Origin of the sequence: Actinophytocola gossypii (assembly GCF_025165815.1) — a bacterium.
GTDB lineage: Bacteria > Actinomycetota > Actinomycetes > Mycobacteriales > Pseudonocardiaceae > Actinophytocola > Actinophytocola gossypii.
In genome coordinates, this window is the sequence record NZ_JAFFZE010000031.1 from 23472 (window position 1) to 39028 (window position 15557).

21 protein-coding genes and 1 pseudogene are annotated in these 15557 nt (G+C 72.4%); 12 read left to right on the top strand and 10 right to left on the bottom strand.

Annotation, left to right across the window (positions count from 1 at the left end):
* Positions 1-127 precede the first annotated feature (127 nt).
* Both JT362_RS33550 and JT362_RS33555 read right to left on the bottom strand, forming a co-directional pair.
* Positions 128-448, bottom strand: a complete 321-nt coding sequence (locus JT362_RS33550; RefSeq protein WP_260195931.1) for a hypothetical protein — start codon at positions 446-448, stop codon at positions 128-130.
* 19 nt (positions 449-467) lie between these two features.
* Complete coding sequence (locus JT362_RS33555) at positions 468-2498, bottom strand: ATP-dependent DNA helicase (RefSeq protein ID WP_260195932.1); 2031 nt, start codon at positions 2496-2498, stop codon at positions 468-470.
* Between the two features lie 132 nt (positions 2499-2630).
* Between JT362_RS33555 and JT362_RS33560 the strand changes: the two genes are divergently transcribed.
* Positions 2631-3272 (top strand): choice-of-anchor P domain-containing protein, encoded by a 642-nt coding sequence (locus JT362_RS33560; protein WP_260195933.1) that lies wholly within the window; start codon positions 2631-2633, stop codon positions 3270-3272.
* A gap of 4 nt (positions 3273-3276) precedes the next feature.
* Here JT362_RS33560 and JT362_RS33565 read toward each other — a convergent pair whose 3' ends face one another.
* The 4 genes and pseudogenes from JT362_RS33565 to JT362_RS33575 form a co-directional block, all read right to left on the bottom strand.
* Entirely contained in the window at positions 3277-3570 is a 294-nt protein-coding gene (locus JT362_RS33565; protein WP_260195934.1) for a hypothetical protein, read from the bottom strand.
* A 196-nt stretch (positions 3571-3766) separates the two neighbouring features.
* Positions 3767-3976 (bottom strand): annotated as a pseudogene (locus JT362_RS35735) (RNA polymerase sigma factor); the annotation flags it as partial.
* A gap of 30 nt (positions 3977-4006) precedes the next feature.
* On the bottom strand, positions 4007-4558 hold the full coding sequence (locus tag JT362_RS33570; protein ID WP_311202790.1) for an isochorismatase family protein: 552 nt from the start codon (positions 4556-4558) through the stop codon (positions 4007-4009).
* A 9-nt stretch (positions 4559-4567) separates the two neighbouring features.
* Positions 4568-5860 (bottom strand): nicotinate phosphoribosyltransferase, encoded by a 1293-nt coding sequence (locus JT362_RS33575; RefSeq protein WP_260195936.1) that lies wholly within the window; start codon positions 5858-5860, stop codon positions 4568-4570.
* Positions 5861-5894: 34 nt separating this feature from the next.
* Here JT362_RS33575 and clpS point away from each other — a divergent pair, with 34 nt between their 5' ends.
* The 11 genes from clpS to rdgB all read left to right on the top strand — a co-directional run bounded on the left by clpS (position 5895) and on the right by rdgB (position 13156).
* Positions 5895-6218 (top strand): ATP-dependent Clp protease adapter ClpS, encoded by a 324-nt coding sequence (clpS, locus tag JT362_RS33580; protein ID WP_260195937.1) that lies wholly within the window; start codon positions 5895-5897, stop codon positions 6216-6218.
* A complete protein-coding gene (locus tag JT362_RS33585; protein ID WP_260195938.1) occupies positions 6215-6784 on the top strand; it encodes a DUF2017 domain-containing protein in 570 nt (189 codons plus the stop codon). Before clpS ends, JT362_RS33585 begins: the two co-directional genes overlap by 4 nt.
* Positions 6784-7773 (top strand): P1 family peptidase, encoded by a 990-nt coding sequence (locus tag JT362_RS33590; RefSeq protein WP_260195939.1) that lies wholly within the window; start codon positions 6784-6786, stop codon positions 7771-7773. Before JT362_RS33585 ends, JT362_RS33590 begins: the two co-directional genes overlap by 1 nt.
* Before the next feature lie 35 nt (positions 7774-7808).
* Positions 7809-8228 (top strand): M67 family metallopeptidase, encoded by a 420-nt coding sequence (locus JT362_RS33595; protein ID WP_260195940.1) that lies wholly within the window; start codon positions 7809-7811, stop codon positions 8226-8228.
* A gap of 60 nt (positions 8229-8288) precedes the next feature.
* Positions 8289-8561 (top strand): MoaD/ThiS family protein, encoded by a 273-nt coding sequence (locus JT362_RS33600; protein ID WP_260195941.1) that lies wholly within the window; start codon positions 8289-8291, stop codon positions 8559-8561.
* Positions 8562-8567: 6 nt separating this feature from the next.
* Positions 8568-9518 carry a PLP-dependent cysteine synthase family protein gene (locus tag JT362_RS33605; protein ID WP_260195942.1) on the top strand — a complete coding sequence of 317 codons (951 nt, stop codon included), beginning with the start codon at positions 8568-8570 and terminating at the stop codon, positions 9516-9518.
* Positions 9519-9645: 127 nt separating this feature from the next.
* Complete coding sequence (locus tag JT362_RS33610) at positions 9646-10269, top strand: rhomboid family intramembrane serine protease (protein WP_260195943.1); 624 nt, start codon at positions 9646-9648, stop codon at positions 10267-10269.
* A complete protein-coding gene (murI, locus tag JT362_RS33615) occupies positions 10209-11018 on the top strand; it encodes a glutamate racemase (protein ID WP_260195944.1) in 810 nt (269 codons plus the stop codon). Before JT362_RS33610 ends, murI begins: the two co-directional genes overlap by 61 nt.
* 24 nt (positions 11019-11042) lie before the next feature.
* On the top strand, positions 11043-11804 hold the full coding sequence (locus JT362_RS33620; protein WP_260195945.1) for an MBL fold metallo-hydrolase: 762 nt from the start codon (positions 11043-11045) through the stop codon (positions 11802-11804).
* Positions 11805-11813: 9 nt separating this feature from the next.
* Entirely contained in the window at positions 11814-12560 is a 747-nt protein-coding gene (gene rph / locus JT362_RS33625) for a ribonuclease PH (protein WP_260195946.1), read from the top strand.
* Positions 12557-13156 (top strand): RdgB/HAM1 family non-canonical purine NTP pyrophosphatase, encoded by a 600-nt coding sequence (rdgB, locus tag JT362_RS33630; protein WP_260195947.1) that lies wholly within the window; start codon positions 12557-12559, stop codon positions 13154-13156. The genes rph and rdgB overlap by 4 nt, the downstream gene beginning before the upstream one ends.
* A gap of 37 nt (positions 13157-13193) precedes the next feature.
* On the opposite strand, the gene JT362_RS33635 is transcribed toward rdgB, so the two are convergent.
* The 4 genes from JT362_RS33635 to JT362_RS33650 all read right to left on the bottom strand — a co-directional run bounded on the left by JT362_RS33635 (position 13194) and on the right by JT362_RS33650 (position 15557).
* Positions 13194-14027, bottom strand: coding sequence for a serine hydrolase (locus JT362_RS33635; protein WP_260195948.1), 834 nt, complete (start codon positions 14025-14027; stop codon positions 13194-13196).
* A gap of 163 nt (positions 14028-14190) precedes the next feature.
* Positions 14191-14664, bottom strand: coding sequence for a thioredoxin-dependent thiol peroxidase (bcp, locus tag JT362_RS33640; RefSeq protein ID WP_260195949.1), 474 nt, complete (start codon positions 14662-14664; stop codon positions 14191-14193).
* Between the two features lie 31 nt (positions 14665-14695).
* Positions 14696-15223: a hypothetical protein gene (locus JT362_RS33645; RefSeq protein WP_260195950.1), complete on the bottom strand. Its 528-nt coding sequence runs from the start codon at positions 15221-15223 to the stop codon at positions 14696-14698.
* Between the two features lie 157 nt (positions 15224-15380).
* Complete coding sequence (locus JT362_RS33650; protein ID WP_260195951.1) at positions 15381-15557, bottom strand: hypothetical protein; 177 nt, start codon at positions 15555-15557, stop codon at positions 15381-15383.

Consider the following 15557-nt stretch of genomic DNA (forward strand, 5'->3'; position numbering starts at 1 on the left):
ACGAGCACCGGACCGCGGACGGACACCGGCGCGACGCGCCCGGCGAATTCCCCTGCCCCGAGGAGTTCGAGTACGACCAGCGCATGGTCGGTGTCCTCGTCGACGGACTGCGCCGGAACTGACCGCGCTACTTGTCGCGCTGCCAGACCACGAACAGGCCGTCCTCCTGGGTGGTCATCGCCTCGACGAAGGCGTCGTTGTCGAAGCCGGGCATGGATTGGAGGCGGCTCATCAGGTCGTCGGCGGACGGGTCGCCGGCCGGGACCGCGCAGCCACCGCCGCCGGCCCGGACCAGCAGGAAGAACACGTCCTCCTTCCACGGGCCCTCCGGGGTGGTCCTGATCGCCACCTCGGCGAGGTCCGCCCAGGTCACCGACTCCTCGGTGCCGTCGGCGAGCAGCCGTCGGACGCCGTCGTCGTCGACGGTGATCGCGGATTGAGTGGACACGCACGTTCTCCCTGGTTGATCAGTTCGCGGCCAGCCGGCGCAGGGCCGCGCGCACGACCTCGGCGTCCGAGGTCGTCCAGTACTCGGGTAGTGACGCGCGCAGGAACCCGCCGTAGCGCGCGGTCGCGATCCGGGGGTCGAGGATCGCCACCACCCCCTTGTCGTCGGTGGCGCGCAGCAGCCGGCCGGTGCCCTGCGCGAGCAGCAGCGCCGCGTGGGTGGCCGCCACCGACAGGAAACCGTTGCCGCCACGGGCTTCCACCGCCCGCTGCCGGGCCGACGCGAGCGGGTCGTCCGGGCGGGGGAACGGGATCCGGTCCACCACCACCAACGACAGCGACGGCCCGGGCACGTCGACGCCCTGCCACAGCGACAGCGTGCCGAACAGGCAGGTGGCCTCGTCCTCGGCGAACTTGCGCACCAGCAGGCCGGTGGAGTCGTCGCCCTGGCACAGGATTGGCAGCTCCGACCGGCCGCGCAGCGCCTCGGTCGCCTGCTTCGCCGCGCGCATCGACGAGAACAGCCCGAGCGTGCGCCCGCCGGCCGCGGCCATCAGCTCCGCCAGCTCGTCCAGGTAGGCCGGGGGCAGCCCGTCCCGGCCGGGTGGCGGCAGGTGCCTGGCCAGGTACAGGATCCCGGACCGCCGGTGGTCGAACGGCGAGCCGACGTCCAGGCCGGTCCACTTCGGACCGTCCGGTGCCTTGTCGGTCGCGGTGCCCTCGGCCTTCGTGCTCGCGCCCTCCCGGTCCGCCGGCAGGCCCCAGGACCGCGCCATCGAGTCGAACGTGCCGCCCAGGGTCAGCGTCGCCGACGTGAGCACGGTCGTGTGCTGGCCGAACAACCGCTCCCGCAGCAGCCCGCCGACGGCCAGCGGCGCGACCTTCAGCGCGGGCGGGCGCGGCGGGCCGAGACCGCTGTCGGCGGTGCGCCACACCACGTCCCGCTTGTGCGCCTCGTCGGCGTCGAACGCGCGGAGCAGCCGCACGGCCGTGTCGTGCACCTCGTCGAGCTGGGACTGGGCGAGCTTGCGCGCGGTCGCCACGTCGAGGTCCGCCGGCCGCTCCGGGCCGAGGCCGGACAGGCACGTGTACGCGGCGTCCCGGACCACGGCCAGCGCCCCGGCCAGCGGCTCCGGCATCGCGTCCAGCCGCCCGCTCGGCAGGTCCTCGAGCATCAGGGCGAACCCGTCGCCCGCCTCGAGCAGCCGGTCGGCGAGCTCCTGGTCGACCACCCGCCCGGCGCGCCGCGCGGCGGCGGACACGGCGGCCGAGGTCAGCTCGCCGGTGGCGACCGAGGTGACCCGGTCGACGAGGTCGTGCGCCTCGTCGACGATCACCAGGTCGTGCTCGGGCAGCACCTGGAAGCCCTGCAGCGCGTCGATGGCGAGCAGCGCGTGGTTGGTGACCACGATGTCGGCCCGGCCCGCCTCCGCGCGGGCCTTCTCGGCGAAGCAGTCGGTGCCGATCGGACAGCGGGACGCGCCAAGGCACTCCCGCGCGGTGACCGACACCTGCCGCCACGCGTGGTCGGTGACGCCGGGGACGAGCTCGTCGCGGTCGCCGGTCTCGGTGTCGGACACCCACTCGCGCAGCCGGGTGACCTCCCGGCCGAGCGCGGAGACCTGGAACGGGTCGAACAGGGCCTCGTCGTCCGGCTCGTCCTGCATGCCGCTGTCGAGCTTGTTCAGGCACAGGTAGTTGCGCCTGCCCTTGAGGATGGCGAACGTCGGCTTGCGGCCCAGTGGCTTGGCCAGCGTCTTCTCCAACCGAGGCAGGTCCCGGTCGACGAGCTGGCGCTGCAGCGCGATCGTGGCGGTCGAGACGACGACGGTGGCCTCGCGTTCGACGGCGTGCCGCAGCGCCGGGACCAGGTAGGCGAGCGACTTGCCGGTGCCCGTGCCGGCCTGCACGGCGAGGTGGTCGCCGGTGCGGATGGCGCGGGCCACGGCCTCGGCCATCTCGACCTGGCCGGGTCGCTCGGTCCCGCCCACCGCCGCCACCGCCGTCGCCAGCAGCTCGGACAGGCCGGGGAGTTCGGTGGTGGGCGGCACAGCCGGAACGGTACCTCTGCCGTCGGACAACTCTGCGCATGCACCCGGTCGGGTTGTCCTGCGTCCCCGACCGGGTGGCGCTCGGCCGGTCGGCTGGCGCCGACGTGCCCGGCGCCGGTCTTCTCTGTCGCCATGACGACACGAAGGGTGTTCGCCGGGCTGGCCGCGGTGGCGGTCGTGCTGTCCACGGCCGCTCCGGCGCGGGCGGCGGCGCCGGTCGCGCGGGCGTCCCTCGGCTCGGCCGACCTGGTGCTGGACGGTGAACCGGCGACGATCGAGACACTCGCCCCGTGCGCTGGCGAGGTCGAGGACGCGACCACCGAGGGCGGCGGGATCGAGGGCTTCGCCGAGTTCGAGGCGGGCGACACGACGTGCGAGGTCGACCAGGGCGTGGCGAGCGCGTCGGTCACCGGCGGCCGGTTCCGCCTGGCGGGCCTGGCCCAGTACGGCGGCCCCGAACTGATCCGGATCGCCGACTTCACCGCGACCTGCGAGTCGACCGAGACCGGGAGCAGGTCCCGGGTCCGCCTCGGCGAGCTGAGCGGCGTGACCGTGCCGTCCCCGATCCCGCCGAACTACCTGGTCACCATCCCCGGTTCCGAACCCGATGCCCCACCGATCGCGACCCTCACCTTCAACGAGAAGACCCTGACCGAGCCCACCGACGGCGCGATGACGGTGAACCTCCTGCACGTCCGCCTGTTCCCCGACGGCCCGACCGAGCAGGTCACCGGCGACATCGTCGTCGGCACGGTGACCTGCTCGCCGTCCTGACCCGCTACTGCGCGTCGACCAGCTCGCAGGGTGCCACGGGACGGCGGGCGGTGCCGATGCTCAGGCTGAGCCTGCTTTCGGTGAACTCGAACCCGTGCTGCTCGTATTCGGTGACCTCGGTGGAGTACTCGATGACCAGGGTCCGGTCACGGAGGTCCGCCGGCCGCACGGTCCACGAATAGCCGCCATCGGGGTCGAGCACCGAGCTCGTCGGGGGCTCGTTCGGCGCGGACTCGTAGCGCGGTGGCGTGTCCCGGCACCACTGTCCCGGTGGGGCGTAGTCGACCTCGGCCGCCACGCCGTGGGCCGCCAGCTCGCGCTCCAGCCCGTCGGCGTCCTCGAAGCGTTCGACGGTGCGGTGACAGCCCGGTCAGCTCGCGCCGGCCGGCGATCCGTTCGTGCGCCCGGTGCTCCCGCGCCCGGCGCGCGCCGCTCGGCGGACACCACGTTGTGCGCGACCCCGTACAGCCAGCCCGTGACGCTGCCCGGTCGGCCCGGTACCCGTGCGCCGACCGGACCACCGCGAGGAACACCTCGGCGGTCAGGTCCGCGACCAGGTGCGGGTCCGCCACCCGGCGGGCCACGAACCGCTGCACCGTGTCGAGGTGTGCGCGGTAGAAATCCTCGAAGGCGTCGGGGTCCCGCCCCGATGTCCGCCATGCCGTTTCGTCCTCGTCCACCCGCTGCCTCCGTTCCCGATTCACCGGTACTTGGTCCGGGAACGGGGGCGCGTTTCAGCCGAGCCGGACCCCGCTCGCGGTCAGCTCCTGGAGGGCCTTGTCGACGGTCGCGGCCGACACGCCGGCGGTGAGGTCGAGGCGGACGGTGGTGGCGAAGCCCTCGCGGGCGGCGTCCAGGGCGGTGGCCCGCACGCAGTGGTCGGTCGCGATGCCCACGACGTCCACATCGGACACGTCGTGGGCGCGCAGCCAGGCCGCCAGCGTGGTGCCGTCCGCGGTGGTGCCCTCGAAGCCGGAGTACGCGGCCTCGTAGGCGCCCTTCGAGAACACCGCCTCGACCCCGGACACGTCCAGCTCCGGGTGGAACGACGCGCCCGGCGTCCCGGCCCGGCAGTGCGGCGGCCACGAGTCCACGAAGTCCGGGTCGTCGCTGAAGTGCGCGCCCGGGTCGACGTGGTAGTCCCGCGTCGCCACCACGTGGCCGTACTCGCCGGACCCGATCAGCCGGGTGACGGCGGCCGCCACCGCGGCACCGCCGGCCACGGCCAGCGAGCCACCCTCGCAGAAGTCGTTCTGCACGTCGACCACGATCAGTGCGTTCGCCACCATCGGCTCCTACTGGTAGACGGTCGGGATCGCTGGCTCGCCGTGGGACAGCTTCAGGCCCTCCCACGGCAGGCTGACCAGCCCGTCCCGCACGCGTTGCCGGCTCTCGTCCAGGGTGGGCGGGTCGCCCACCGGTTGTCCACCCCGCAGCATCGGCTCCACCAGCTCCCGGTCGTGCTCGCCGCGCTCCGGCGTGCCGTCGGCGACCGCGTACACGACCTCCTCCAGCGCCGTCCCGGTCGGCTTGCAGCGGCGCAGCGCGGCCTTCCACCCGGCGCGGGACTCCTTGTGCGAGCTGCGCTTGGCCACCGGCCGACCGTCCACCTCGACGAGCTTGTAGACCATCCCGGCGGTCGGCGAGCCGGAGCCGGTGACCAGTGACGTCCCCACCCCGTAGGCGTCCACCGGCTCCGCCCGCAGCGCCGCGATCGCGTTCTCGTCCAGGTCGCCGGACACCACGATCCGGGTGTTGCGTGCCCCCAGCGCGTCCAGCTGCGCCCGCGCCTGCCTGGCCAGCACCCCGACGTCACCCGAATCGATCCGGATCGCGCCGAGCCCCGTCCCGGCCACCTCGATCGCGGTCTCGATGCCCTGGGTGATGTCGTAGGTGTCCACCAGCAGCGTCGTGTCCGAGCCGAGCGCCTCCACCTGCGCGGCGAACGCGTCCCGCTCGCTGTCGTGCAGCAGGGTGAACGCGTGCGCGCACGTCCCCGCGGTCGGGATCGTGTAGGTCCGCCCGGCCTCCAGGTTCGACGTCGTCGCGAAACCCGCCAGGTACGCCGCCCGCGCCGAGCTGACCGCGGCCCGCTCGTGCGTGCGGCGGCCACCCATCTCGATGATCGGCCGCCCGTTCGCCGCGCTCACCATCCGCGCGCCGGCCGACACGATCGCGCTGTCGTGGTTGAGGATCGACAGCACCAGCGTCTCCAGCAGCACCGCCTCGGCGAACGTCCCGCGCACGGTGAACAGCGGCGAGCCGGGGAAGTACAGCTCGCCCTCCGGGTACCCGTCGACGTCGCCGCGGAAGCGGTAGTTCGCCAGCCAGTCCAGTGTCGCGGCGTCCACGACCTCGTGGTCGGCCAGCTCGCGCAGCTCGTCGTCGCCGAAGGTGAAGTCCGCGATCGCCTCGATCACCCTGGCCGTGCCGCCGACGATCCCGTAGCGGCGGCCGTCCGGCAGGCGGCGGGCGAACGTCTCGAACACGCACCGCCGGTCGGCGGTACCGGCGGCCAGCGCGGCGGCCACCATGGTCAGCTCGTAGTGATCGGTGAGCAACGCTGTGCTCGCACCAGATCCGGTCATGAGTGATCAGCGTAGTCGTGCCACCATGGTCGGTATGTCGGTCGGGATCAGGGCAAGTACGCCGGTGCCTGTCGAGCAGGAGCAGACCCGGGCCGAACCGGTCGGGTCCGAGTACGCGGCCGAGGACAAGCCGTGGCAGACCGTCGTGTGGAACGACCCGGTCAACCTCATGTCCTACGTGACCTACGTGTTCCAGAAGCTGTTCGGGTACTCCCGCGAGCACGCCACGAAGCTGATGCTCGACGTGCACCACAAGGGCAAGGCGATCGTCTCGTCGGGCTCCAAGGAGAAGGTGGAGGGCGACGTCGCGAAACTGCACGCGGCGGGCCTGTGGGCGACGATGGAGCACCAGTCGTGATTCCCTGGGAGCGCAGGGGCGACACGGTCATCAGCAAGCTCGACCGCCGCGAGGCCACCGTCCTGCGCGGCCTGATCACCCAGATCGACGGCATGCTGCGCGCCCGCCTGGAGGCCACCCCGCGCGACGAGCTGTCCGAGCTGACCGGCATCCGCACCGGCATGTCCACCGCCCCGGACGACCCGATCCTGTCCCGCCTGCTGCCCGACTTCCACCGGATGGACGGCGAGGAGCCGTCGAAGGAGGAGCGCGACTCCGCCGCGGCGCTGCGTTCCCTGCACGAGCCGGAGCTGCTGGACCTCAAGACCGGGGTGGCCGGCGTCGTGCTCGACACCTGCCCGGCGAACGGCGGCTCGGTCAAGCTGAGCCTGGAGCAGGCCGACGCGTGGCTGTCCGCGGTCAACGACGTCCGGCTGGCGCTGGGCACCACGCTCGACGTGTCCGAGGACATGCCGGACGAACTGCCGGAGGACGACCCGCGCAGCCCGCACCTCGGCGTCTACCAGTGGCTGACGTGGATGCAGGAGCACCTGGTCATGGCGTTGAGCCCAGATGACGACCGCTGATGACGGCCGCTGACGCGATCACCGACGTCGCGGGCGTCGAGGTCGGCCACCACCAGCGCATCGGGGACGGCTGGGCCACCGGCACCACCGTCGTCCTGCTGCCACCCGACTCCACCGGCGCGGTCGACGGCCGGGGCGGCGCCCCCGGCACCCGGGAGACCGACCTGCTGGTGCCGGAGAACCTGGTGCGGCGGGTCGACGCGGTCTGCCTGTCCGGCGGCTCGGCCTACGGACTGGCGGCCGCCGACGGGGTGATGCGCTGGTTCGCCGAACACGACCGGGGGATGCGGGTCGGCGCCGCGCCGCACGAGGTGGTGCCGATCGTGCCGGCCGCGGTGATCTTCGACCTGCCCCGCTCGGCCTGGGGCAACCGGCCGACCGCCGACTTCGGCTACCTCGCGTGCACCGCGGCGGCCGCCGGGCCGGTCGCGCAGGGCTGCGTCGGCGCCGGCACCGGCGCGCGGGTCGGCTCGCTCAAGGGCGGTGTCGGCACCGCGAGCGCCGAGGTCGAGGGGTTCACCGTCGGCGCGCTGGCCGTGGTCAACGCGGCCGGCGAGGCGGTCGACCCGGCCACCGGGCGCCCCTGGGCCGCCGACCACTTCGACACGAGCTGGCCCGACCGCCCCGGCGTGCTGCCGGACACGGCGCCGTCGGACCTGAACACCGTCGTCGGCGTGGTCGCGGTGGACGCCGACCTGGACAAGGCCGAGTGCCGCCGGGTCGCCGTCGCCGCGCAGGACGGCGTGGCCAGGGCGATCCGGCCGGCGCACACGATGTTCGACGGCGACACGGTGTTCGCCGCCGCCACCGGCGCCCGCCCGCTGACCGAGGCGGACGCCCCGTTCGGCCCGGTCGCGCGCGCCGCCGCGCTGGACCGGCTGTGCGCGGCGGCCGCGGAGGTGTTCGCCAGGGCGATCGTGCACGGCGTGCTGGCCGCGACGCCGCTGGCCGGGCTGCCCGCGTACCGCGACGTGTGGCCTTCTCAGTAACTGGGAACGTCCTGTCCAGCCAGTAGGATCGAGGCGTGCTTCGGATACGTGAGGACCTGGTGGCCGCGATGGTCGCGCACGCGCGCCGCGACCACCCGGACGAGGCGTGCGGCATCCTGGCCGGGCCGGAGGGCTCCGACGAGCCCCAGCGGGTCATCGAGATGCTCAACGCGGCTCGTTCGCCCACGTACTACGAGTTCGACGCCACCGAGTGGAACGCCGTCTACCGGGAGATGACCGGCAAGGACGAGGAGCCGGTGGTGATCTACCACTCACACACCGCGACCGAGCCGTACCCCTCCCGAACCGACATCGCCCGAGCGGGTGAGTACGCCCAGCTGCTGCCGTCGCCGCACTACGTGCTGATCGGCACCAGCGACCCGGACCAGCACGTGCTGCGCTCGTACCGGATCGTCGACGGCGCGGTCACCGAGGAGCCGGTGGAAGTGGTCTGAAATACCCGCGGACCCCAGAACGTCTTTGTCTTCAGGAAGCCACACACACGGAGGTAGCACATGGCCGTCACCGTCTCCATCCCCACGATCCTGCGCACCCACACCGGTGGGGAGAAGCAGGTCCCGGCGGAGGGCAGCACCCTGGCGGAGGTGATCGACAACCTCGAGGCCAACCACGGCGGCCTCAAGGCCCGCCTGGTCAAGGAGGGCTCGCTGCACCGGTTCGTCAACGTCTACGTCAACGACGAGGACGTGCGGTTCGCCGGCGGACTGGACGCCGCGGTCGCCGACGGGGACAACGTGACCATCCTGCCGGCCGTCGCCGGGGGCTGACCCGCGATGGCGCGCTTCGACTCGCTGCTCGACGCCCTCGGCGACACCCCGCTCGTCGGCCTGCCCCGGCTGTCGCCGTCGGCCGACGTGCGGCTGTGGGCCAAGCTCGAGGACCGCAACCCGACCGGCTCGGTGAAGGACCGGGTGGCGCTGCGGATGATCGAGGCCGCCGAGCGGGACGGCGTGCTGCGCGCCGGGTGCACGATCCTCGAACCGACGTCCGGGAACACCGGCATCTCGCTGGCCATGGCCGCCAAGCTGAAGGGCTACGGGCTGGTGTGCGTGATGCCGGAGAACACCTCCGAGGAGCGTCGGGCGCTGCTCAAGGCCTACGGCGCGCGGATCGTGAACTCCCCGGCCGCCGGCGGCTCCAACGAGGCCGTCCGGCGGGCCAAGGAGCTGGCCAAGCAGAACCCCGACTGGGTGATGCTCTACCAGTACGGCAACCCCAACAACGCCGGCGCGCACTACACCGGCACCGGCCCGGAGATCCTGCGCGACCTGCCCACGGTCACCCACTTCGTCGCGGGCCTCGGCACCACCGGCACCCTCGTCGGCGCCGGCCGCTACCTGCGCGAACACAAGCCCGACGTCCAGGTCGTCGCCGCCGAGCCCCGCTACGGCGAGCTCGTCTACGGCCTGCGCAACCTCGACGAGGGCTTCGTCCCCGAGCTCTACGACCCCGAGGTCCTCACCGGCCGCTACTCCGTCGGCTCCTACGACGCCCTCCGCCGCACCCGCGAGCTCCTGGAGACCGAGGGCATCTTCGCCGGCATTTCCACCGGCGCCATCCTGCACGCCGCCCTGGCCGTCGCCGACAAGGCCGCCCGCGCGGGTACCCCCGCCGACGTCGTCTTCATCGTCGCCGACGCCGGCTGGAAGTACCTCTCCACCGGCGCCTACTCCGGCACCCTCGACGAAGCCGCCGAACACCTCGACGGCCACCTCTGGGCCTGAACCCGCGAGTCGTACGTTCGCGTCGCGCGAGTCGTACGTTCGCGTCGCGCGAGTCGTACGTTCGCGGGTCCGAATCTCCGGGTAAACCCCGATCCGGCACCCCGGATCCGCACGTAGCCTCGATGACATGAGCACCACACCCGCGAAGACTCCGGCCAACCGGATCCTGCCGCCGAACCTCGCGCAGGCGGGGATCGTCGTCGGCGCGTTCACCGTGCTGCTCTACCTCGTCGAGGTGCTCGACGTGATCCTGCCGGCGAACCTCGACAACCTCGGCATCCAGCCGCGCACGCTCGGCGGGCTCGACGGGATCCTGCTCGCGCCGCTGCTGCACCACGGCTGGGCGCACCTGTTCGCGAACACGCTGCCGATCCTGCTGTTCGGGTTCCTCGCCATGGCCAACGGTCTCGGCCAGTGGATCGCGGTCACCGCCACGATCTGGCTGGCCAGCGGCACCGGCGTCTGGCTCACCGGCGGTGAGGGCGTCACCGTCGGCGCGTCCGGCATCGCGTTCGGTTGGCTGGCGTTCCTGCTGGTCCGCGGCCTGTTCACGCGCAGCTTCGGTCAGCTCGCGGTGGCCGTCGTGCTGTTCCTGTACTGGGGGAGCACGCTGCTCGGCGTCCTGCCGGGTGACCCGCGCATCTCCTGGCAGGGTCACCTGTTCGGCGCGCTCGGTGGCATCCTGGCAGCGTGGCTCGTAGCGGCAGCGAACAAGCGATCGGCGTCTTCGACTCCGGCGTCGGCGGTCTGACCGTCGCGCGGGCGATCGCCGCCCAGCTCCCCGCCGAGCGGCTGCGCTACGTCGGCGACACCGCGAACGGCCCGTACGGCCCGCTGCCGATCGCCGAGGTCCGCACCCGCGCACTCGCGGTCGCCGACGAGCTGGTCGCCAGCGGGGTGAAACTGCTGGTCGTGGCCTGCAACACGGCGTCCGCGGCGTGCCTGCGCGACGCCCGCGAGCGCTACGACATCCCGGTCGTCGAGGTGCTCGTGCCGGCCGTGCGACGCGCGGTCGCCAGCACCCGCAACGGCCGCGTCGGGCTGATCGGCACCGCCGGCACCGTCCGCTCCCGCGCCTACGACGACGCGTTCGCCGCGGCCCCGCACATCGAGCTGACCAGCGCGGCCTGCCCGCGGTTCGTGGACTTCGTGGAGCGCGGCATCACGTCCGGCCGCCAGGTGCTCGGCCTCGCCCAGGGCTACCTGGAGCCGCTGCAACGGGCCGCCGTGGACACCGTCGTCCTCGGTTGCACCCATTACCCGCTGCTCACCGGGGTCCTGCAGATCGTGATGGGCAACGAGGTCACCCTGGTGTCCAGCGCTGAGGAGACCGCCAAGGACGTGGTGCGCGTACTCACCGAGCTGGACCTGCTGGCCGAGCCGGGCACCGAGCCGAGGCACGAGCTGGTCGCGACCGGGCCGGCCGAGCCGTTCGCCCGGCTGGCGCGCCGGTTCCTCGGACCGGAGCTCGGCGCGTTCGCGCCCGTCACCACGGGGTGAGCCGGGTGTGCCAGGCTGTCCCGCGTGAAGCTGTTCGTCCTCGGCTGCTCCGGCAGCGCGCCGGGGCCGTGTGCCCCCTCCTCCGGATATCTGCTGGAGGCCGACGGCTTCCTGCTCGGCGTCGAGCTCGGCAACGGCACGCTGGCCGAGCTGCAGGCGGTGCGTGACCCGTTCGCGCTGGACGCGCTGCTGTTCTCGCACCTGCATCCCGACCACTGCGCCGACTTCTCCGCGCTCACCGTGCTCCGCCGCTACCACCCGGCGGCGCCGCGCCCGCACCGGTTACCCGTGCACGCGCCGAGCGAGGCCCCGAGCCGGTTCGCCGCCGCCTACAGCCCCGACGCCGCGGACCGGGCGGTGGAGGACCTCACCGACGTGTACGAGTTCCACCCCCTGCACAGCGGCACGGTGACGATCGGCCCGTTCCAGGTCACCGCCGCCAAGGCCGCACACCCCTGCGAGGCGTACAGCTTCCGCGTGGTCCACAACGGACGCTCCCTGGTCTACACCGGCGACACCGGCCCCTGCGCCGCCCTCGACGAGCTGGCCCAGGACGCCGACGTGCTGCTCGCCGAGGCGTCCTGGACACACGCCGAGGACCGCCCGCCGGACCTGCACCTGTCCGGCACGCAGGCCGGCCGCCTCGCGCACGCCGCCGGCGCCGGCCGTCTCCTGGTCACCCACGTGCCCCCGTGGACCGACCCCGACGCGGTGCTCGCCGAGGCCCGAGCCGAGTTCACCGGTCCGGCGGAGCTGGTGACCAGGGGTGCGACCTACGCGGTCTAGGGTGACCCGGTGGCACGAAGCGATGGCAGGAACGACGACCAGCTCAGGGACATCACGATCACCCGCGGTTTCCAGGTGTGGCCGGCGGGCTCGGTGCTCGTCGAGTTCGGCAAGACCCGGGTGTTGTGCGCGGCGAGCGTCACCGACGGGGTCCCGCGCTGGCGAAAGGGATCGGGTCTGGGCTGGGTCACCGCCGAGTACGCGATGCTCCCCTCAGCGACGAACACGCGCAGTGACCGCGAGTCGGTCAAGGGCCGGATCGGCGGCCGCACCCACGAGATCAGCCGCCTCATCGGCCGCTCCCTACGCGCCTGCATCGACCTCGCCGCCCTGGGCGAGAACACGATCGTGATCGACTGCGACGTGATCCAGGCCGACGGCGGTACCCGAACCGCGGCCATCACCGGCGGCTACGTAGCCCTTGCCGACGCCGTGACGTGGCTCAACGCCGCCGGCCGCCTGGCCGACCCGCAACCGTTGTCCTGCGCCGTCTCCGCCATCAGCGTGGGCGTGGTGGACGGCCGAGTCCGCCTCGACCTGCCGTACGAGGAGGACGCCCGCGCCGAGGTCGACATGAACGTGGTCGCCACCGACGCCGGCACGATCATCGAGGTCCAGGGCACCGGCGAGGGCGCGACGTTCACCAGGTCGACGCTCGACACCATGCTGGACCTGGCCCTGGCCGGCTGCGCCACGATCAACCAACGCCAGTCGGAGGCGCTGGCCGAGCCCTACCCCGGTCAGCTCCCCGCATGAGCAAGCTCCTGGTGGCGTCCCGCAACGCCAAGAAGCTGACCGAACTCCGCCGCATCCTCACCGGCGCCGGGGTGGAGGTCGTCGGCCTCGACGACGTAGCCCCGTTCCCCGAAGCTCCGGAAACAGGAGCCACCTTCGAGGACAACGCCGTCGCCAAAGCCCGGGACGCGGTGGCCGCGACGGGCCTACCCACCGTGGCCGACGACTCCGGCATAGCCGTAGACGCCCTCAACGGCATGCCCGGCGTCCTGTCGGCCCGCTGGGCAGGCAAGGCGAAGGATGACGAGGCGAACCTCCGCCTGCTCCTGGAACAAGTAGCCGACGTTCCCGAAGAGCGCCTGACCGCACGATTCGTGTGCGCGTCCGCGCTCGCGTTGCCCGACGGCACGGAAATCATCGTCCGGGGCGAGTGGCCGGGCCGCCTGACCCGCGCCCCCCGAGGCACGAACGGCTTCGGCTACGACCCCATCTTCGTCCCCGATGGCGAAACCAGAACCTCCGCCGAACTCACCGCGGAGGAGAAGGACACCGCCTCCCACCGAGGCCGCGCACTCCGCCTGCTCCTACCCCACCTGCGCGCCCTACCCCGCCCCTGACCCCAGTTGTGCACATGTCGATCACGCCCACGGGCCGTCATGCCTTCGGAAGCAGGTCGTGCAGCGCCTTCGCCGCGGCCGTCACCGAGTTCGCGGACTTCCCCCAGTCCGACCCGAGCGGATGCTCGGTCAGCAGCACCACCAGGTACCGCCAGTCCCTCCCGGCCAGCCCTGTGCTGTGCAGCACCATCGCCAAGTCGTTGTTCCCCCACCCCTGCTTGATCGCCCACCGCATCCCCAGCCCGTCCGGAATCCCGAAATGCTGGTCGAACCCGTCCGCGGCGACTCGCGGCGCGGACGCGAGCGCGTCGACCACCAGTGCGCGATCCGCGGTGGGCATGTCCAGGATGTACTCGTAGATCCGCACCACGTCGGCCGGCGTGACCAGCACCTCGCCCCACTGACCACGCACCTCCGGCGGCATCGTCCCGGTCAGACCGAGCTCCGCGCTCGTCCGCACCACGATGTCCGGTCCGCCACCCCGCACCCAGTACTCGCTCGCGAGCCCGTCATCGCTCAGCTCCAGCATCTGGTACAGGCGCCGACGATCCTCGCCGTCCGCGCCGCGTTCCAGAGCGTCGATGGCGATCAGCAGCTTCACCAGCGAGGCGGACCGGAACTGCCGGTCGGCGTTGATCGCCAACGGCCGCCCCCCACTCGCCCGATCGAGGACGACAGCACCCACGATCGTGTTCGGTTCGACCTCGGTCGCCGCCCGCTCCACCGCGGCCGCACCGGTGGTCCGAGGCCCGACGCCGGGCTGGTTCCTCGGCTCGACCGCCGCCCGCGGCGCCGGCTGCACCGGCTCGGGCGGTCCCGCGGTCACGGCACCGCAGCCGACGGCCAGGGTCAGCGGAGCGGCGACGAGCACGTACCGAAAACGACGAAGTAACGAGTTGCGCATGCCATGGTTACGCAACCTGGATTCACAAAGTTGACCCGTTCGAGTGGCAACTTTCCGCACGTCAGTGGCGTACGGAACACTCCGTCACTACGTTGTCCGGCCGCCCGGAACCGCGACCGTTCCGTGACGTTCAGACCCCGAGATCCCGCCGAAGTTTCGCCACGTGTCCGGTCGCTCGCACGTTGTACAGCGCCTTGGCGATCTTCCCGTCCGGGTCCACGACGAACGTGGACCGGATCACCCCGGTGACCGTCCGGCCGTAGTTCTGCTTCTCGCCGTACGCGCCCCACGCGGTCATGACCTCCCGGCTCTCGTCGGAGAGCAGCGGGAAGGTCAGCCCCTCGTCGGCCACGAACTTCGCCAGCTTGGCCGGCTTGTCGGGGGAGACGCCCAGCACCGCGAACCCGGCCCCGTCGAGCTCGGCGAGGTTGTCCCGGAAGTCGCAGGCCTGCTTGGTGCACCCGGGCGTCCCGGCGGCGGGGTAGAAGTAGACGACGACGTGCCGACCGCGGTAGTCGGCGAGGGAGACCTCGGTGCCGGTGCTGTCCGGGAGGCGGAAGTCGGGGGCGGGATCGCCCTCGGCCAGCCGTTGCTGCGCTGTCATGAACGCGACGCTATCGCGTTGGCCGCCCCGTTCACACGGTGCCGTCGTAGAGCAGGATCGATGTGGTGGCCGAGGACTTCTGCCGCACCGCGACCCGCATCCGGCTGGGCTCGTCCGGCGTGGCGAACGCCACCGCGATGCGCAGCGAGGCGCCGGGCGCGATCTCCTCGGTCGCACCGGCGGTGCCGGTGTAGCCCTGGGTGGAGTCGATGACCTGCTCGCTCGGGGCACCGTCGACGGTGGCGGTGAAGGCGAGGCCGGCGGGCCGGTAGGGGATCGGGCCGCCGTTGTCGATGGTCAGCTCGAAGGCGACGGCCCGGGCGGCGCGGGGGTAGGCGGTGTCGGTGGGGGTGAAGGACGTGGGTCGGGAAATCGTCAGGACGACACCGTCGCCGAGGAGTCTGCGGGCGTTGTCGGTGGCGCGGTACTCCGAACGCTCGGCCGCCGCGGTGGGGGACGCGGTCCGCGCGGAAGTGTCGACTTCTGAGGAATGTCCGATTCCGCATCCGACCAGAACCAGCAGTACGCATGCCGCGACCGCGAGTCTGGCGAGCTGCACGGGGATACCCCTTCCTGGGGGAGAGTTGTACGTCTGAATGCACTATCCCGGGGGGAGGCGGCGAGCACCGGCGATGAAGCGGGGTTGGTGTCGTGCCGTGGCCGACCTGTGATCACCGTGGCACCGAAAGTGATCGACGCCACGCCGAACGGGCTCGCTAGGCGGCCAGCGCGAAGAAGAGGACGAAGACCGCGAGCGTGACCAACCAGGTGGCGATGAGCCAGCCGAAGTCCCGCCAGGCGGAGATCGGCTTGTGGTCCTCGCCCGGCACGTAGACACCGCGGGCCTCGAACCGTTCGACGATCGCGTGAACGGCGCGGAAGGGGTTGCGCAC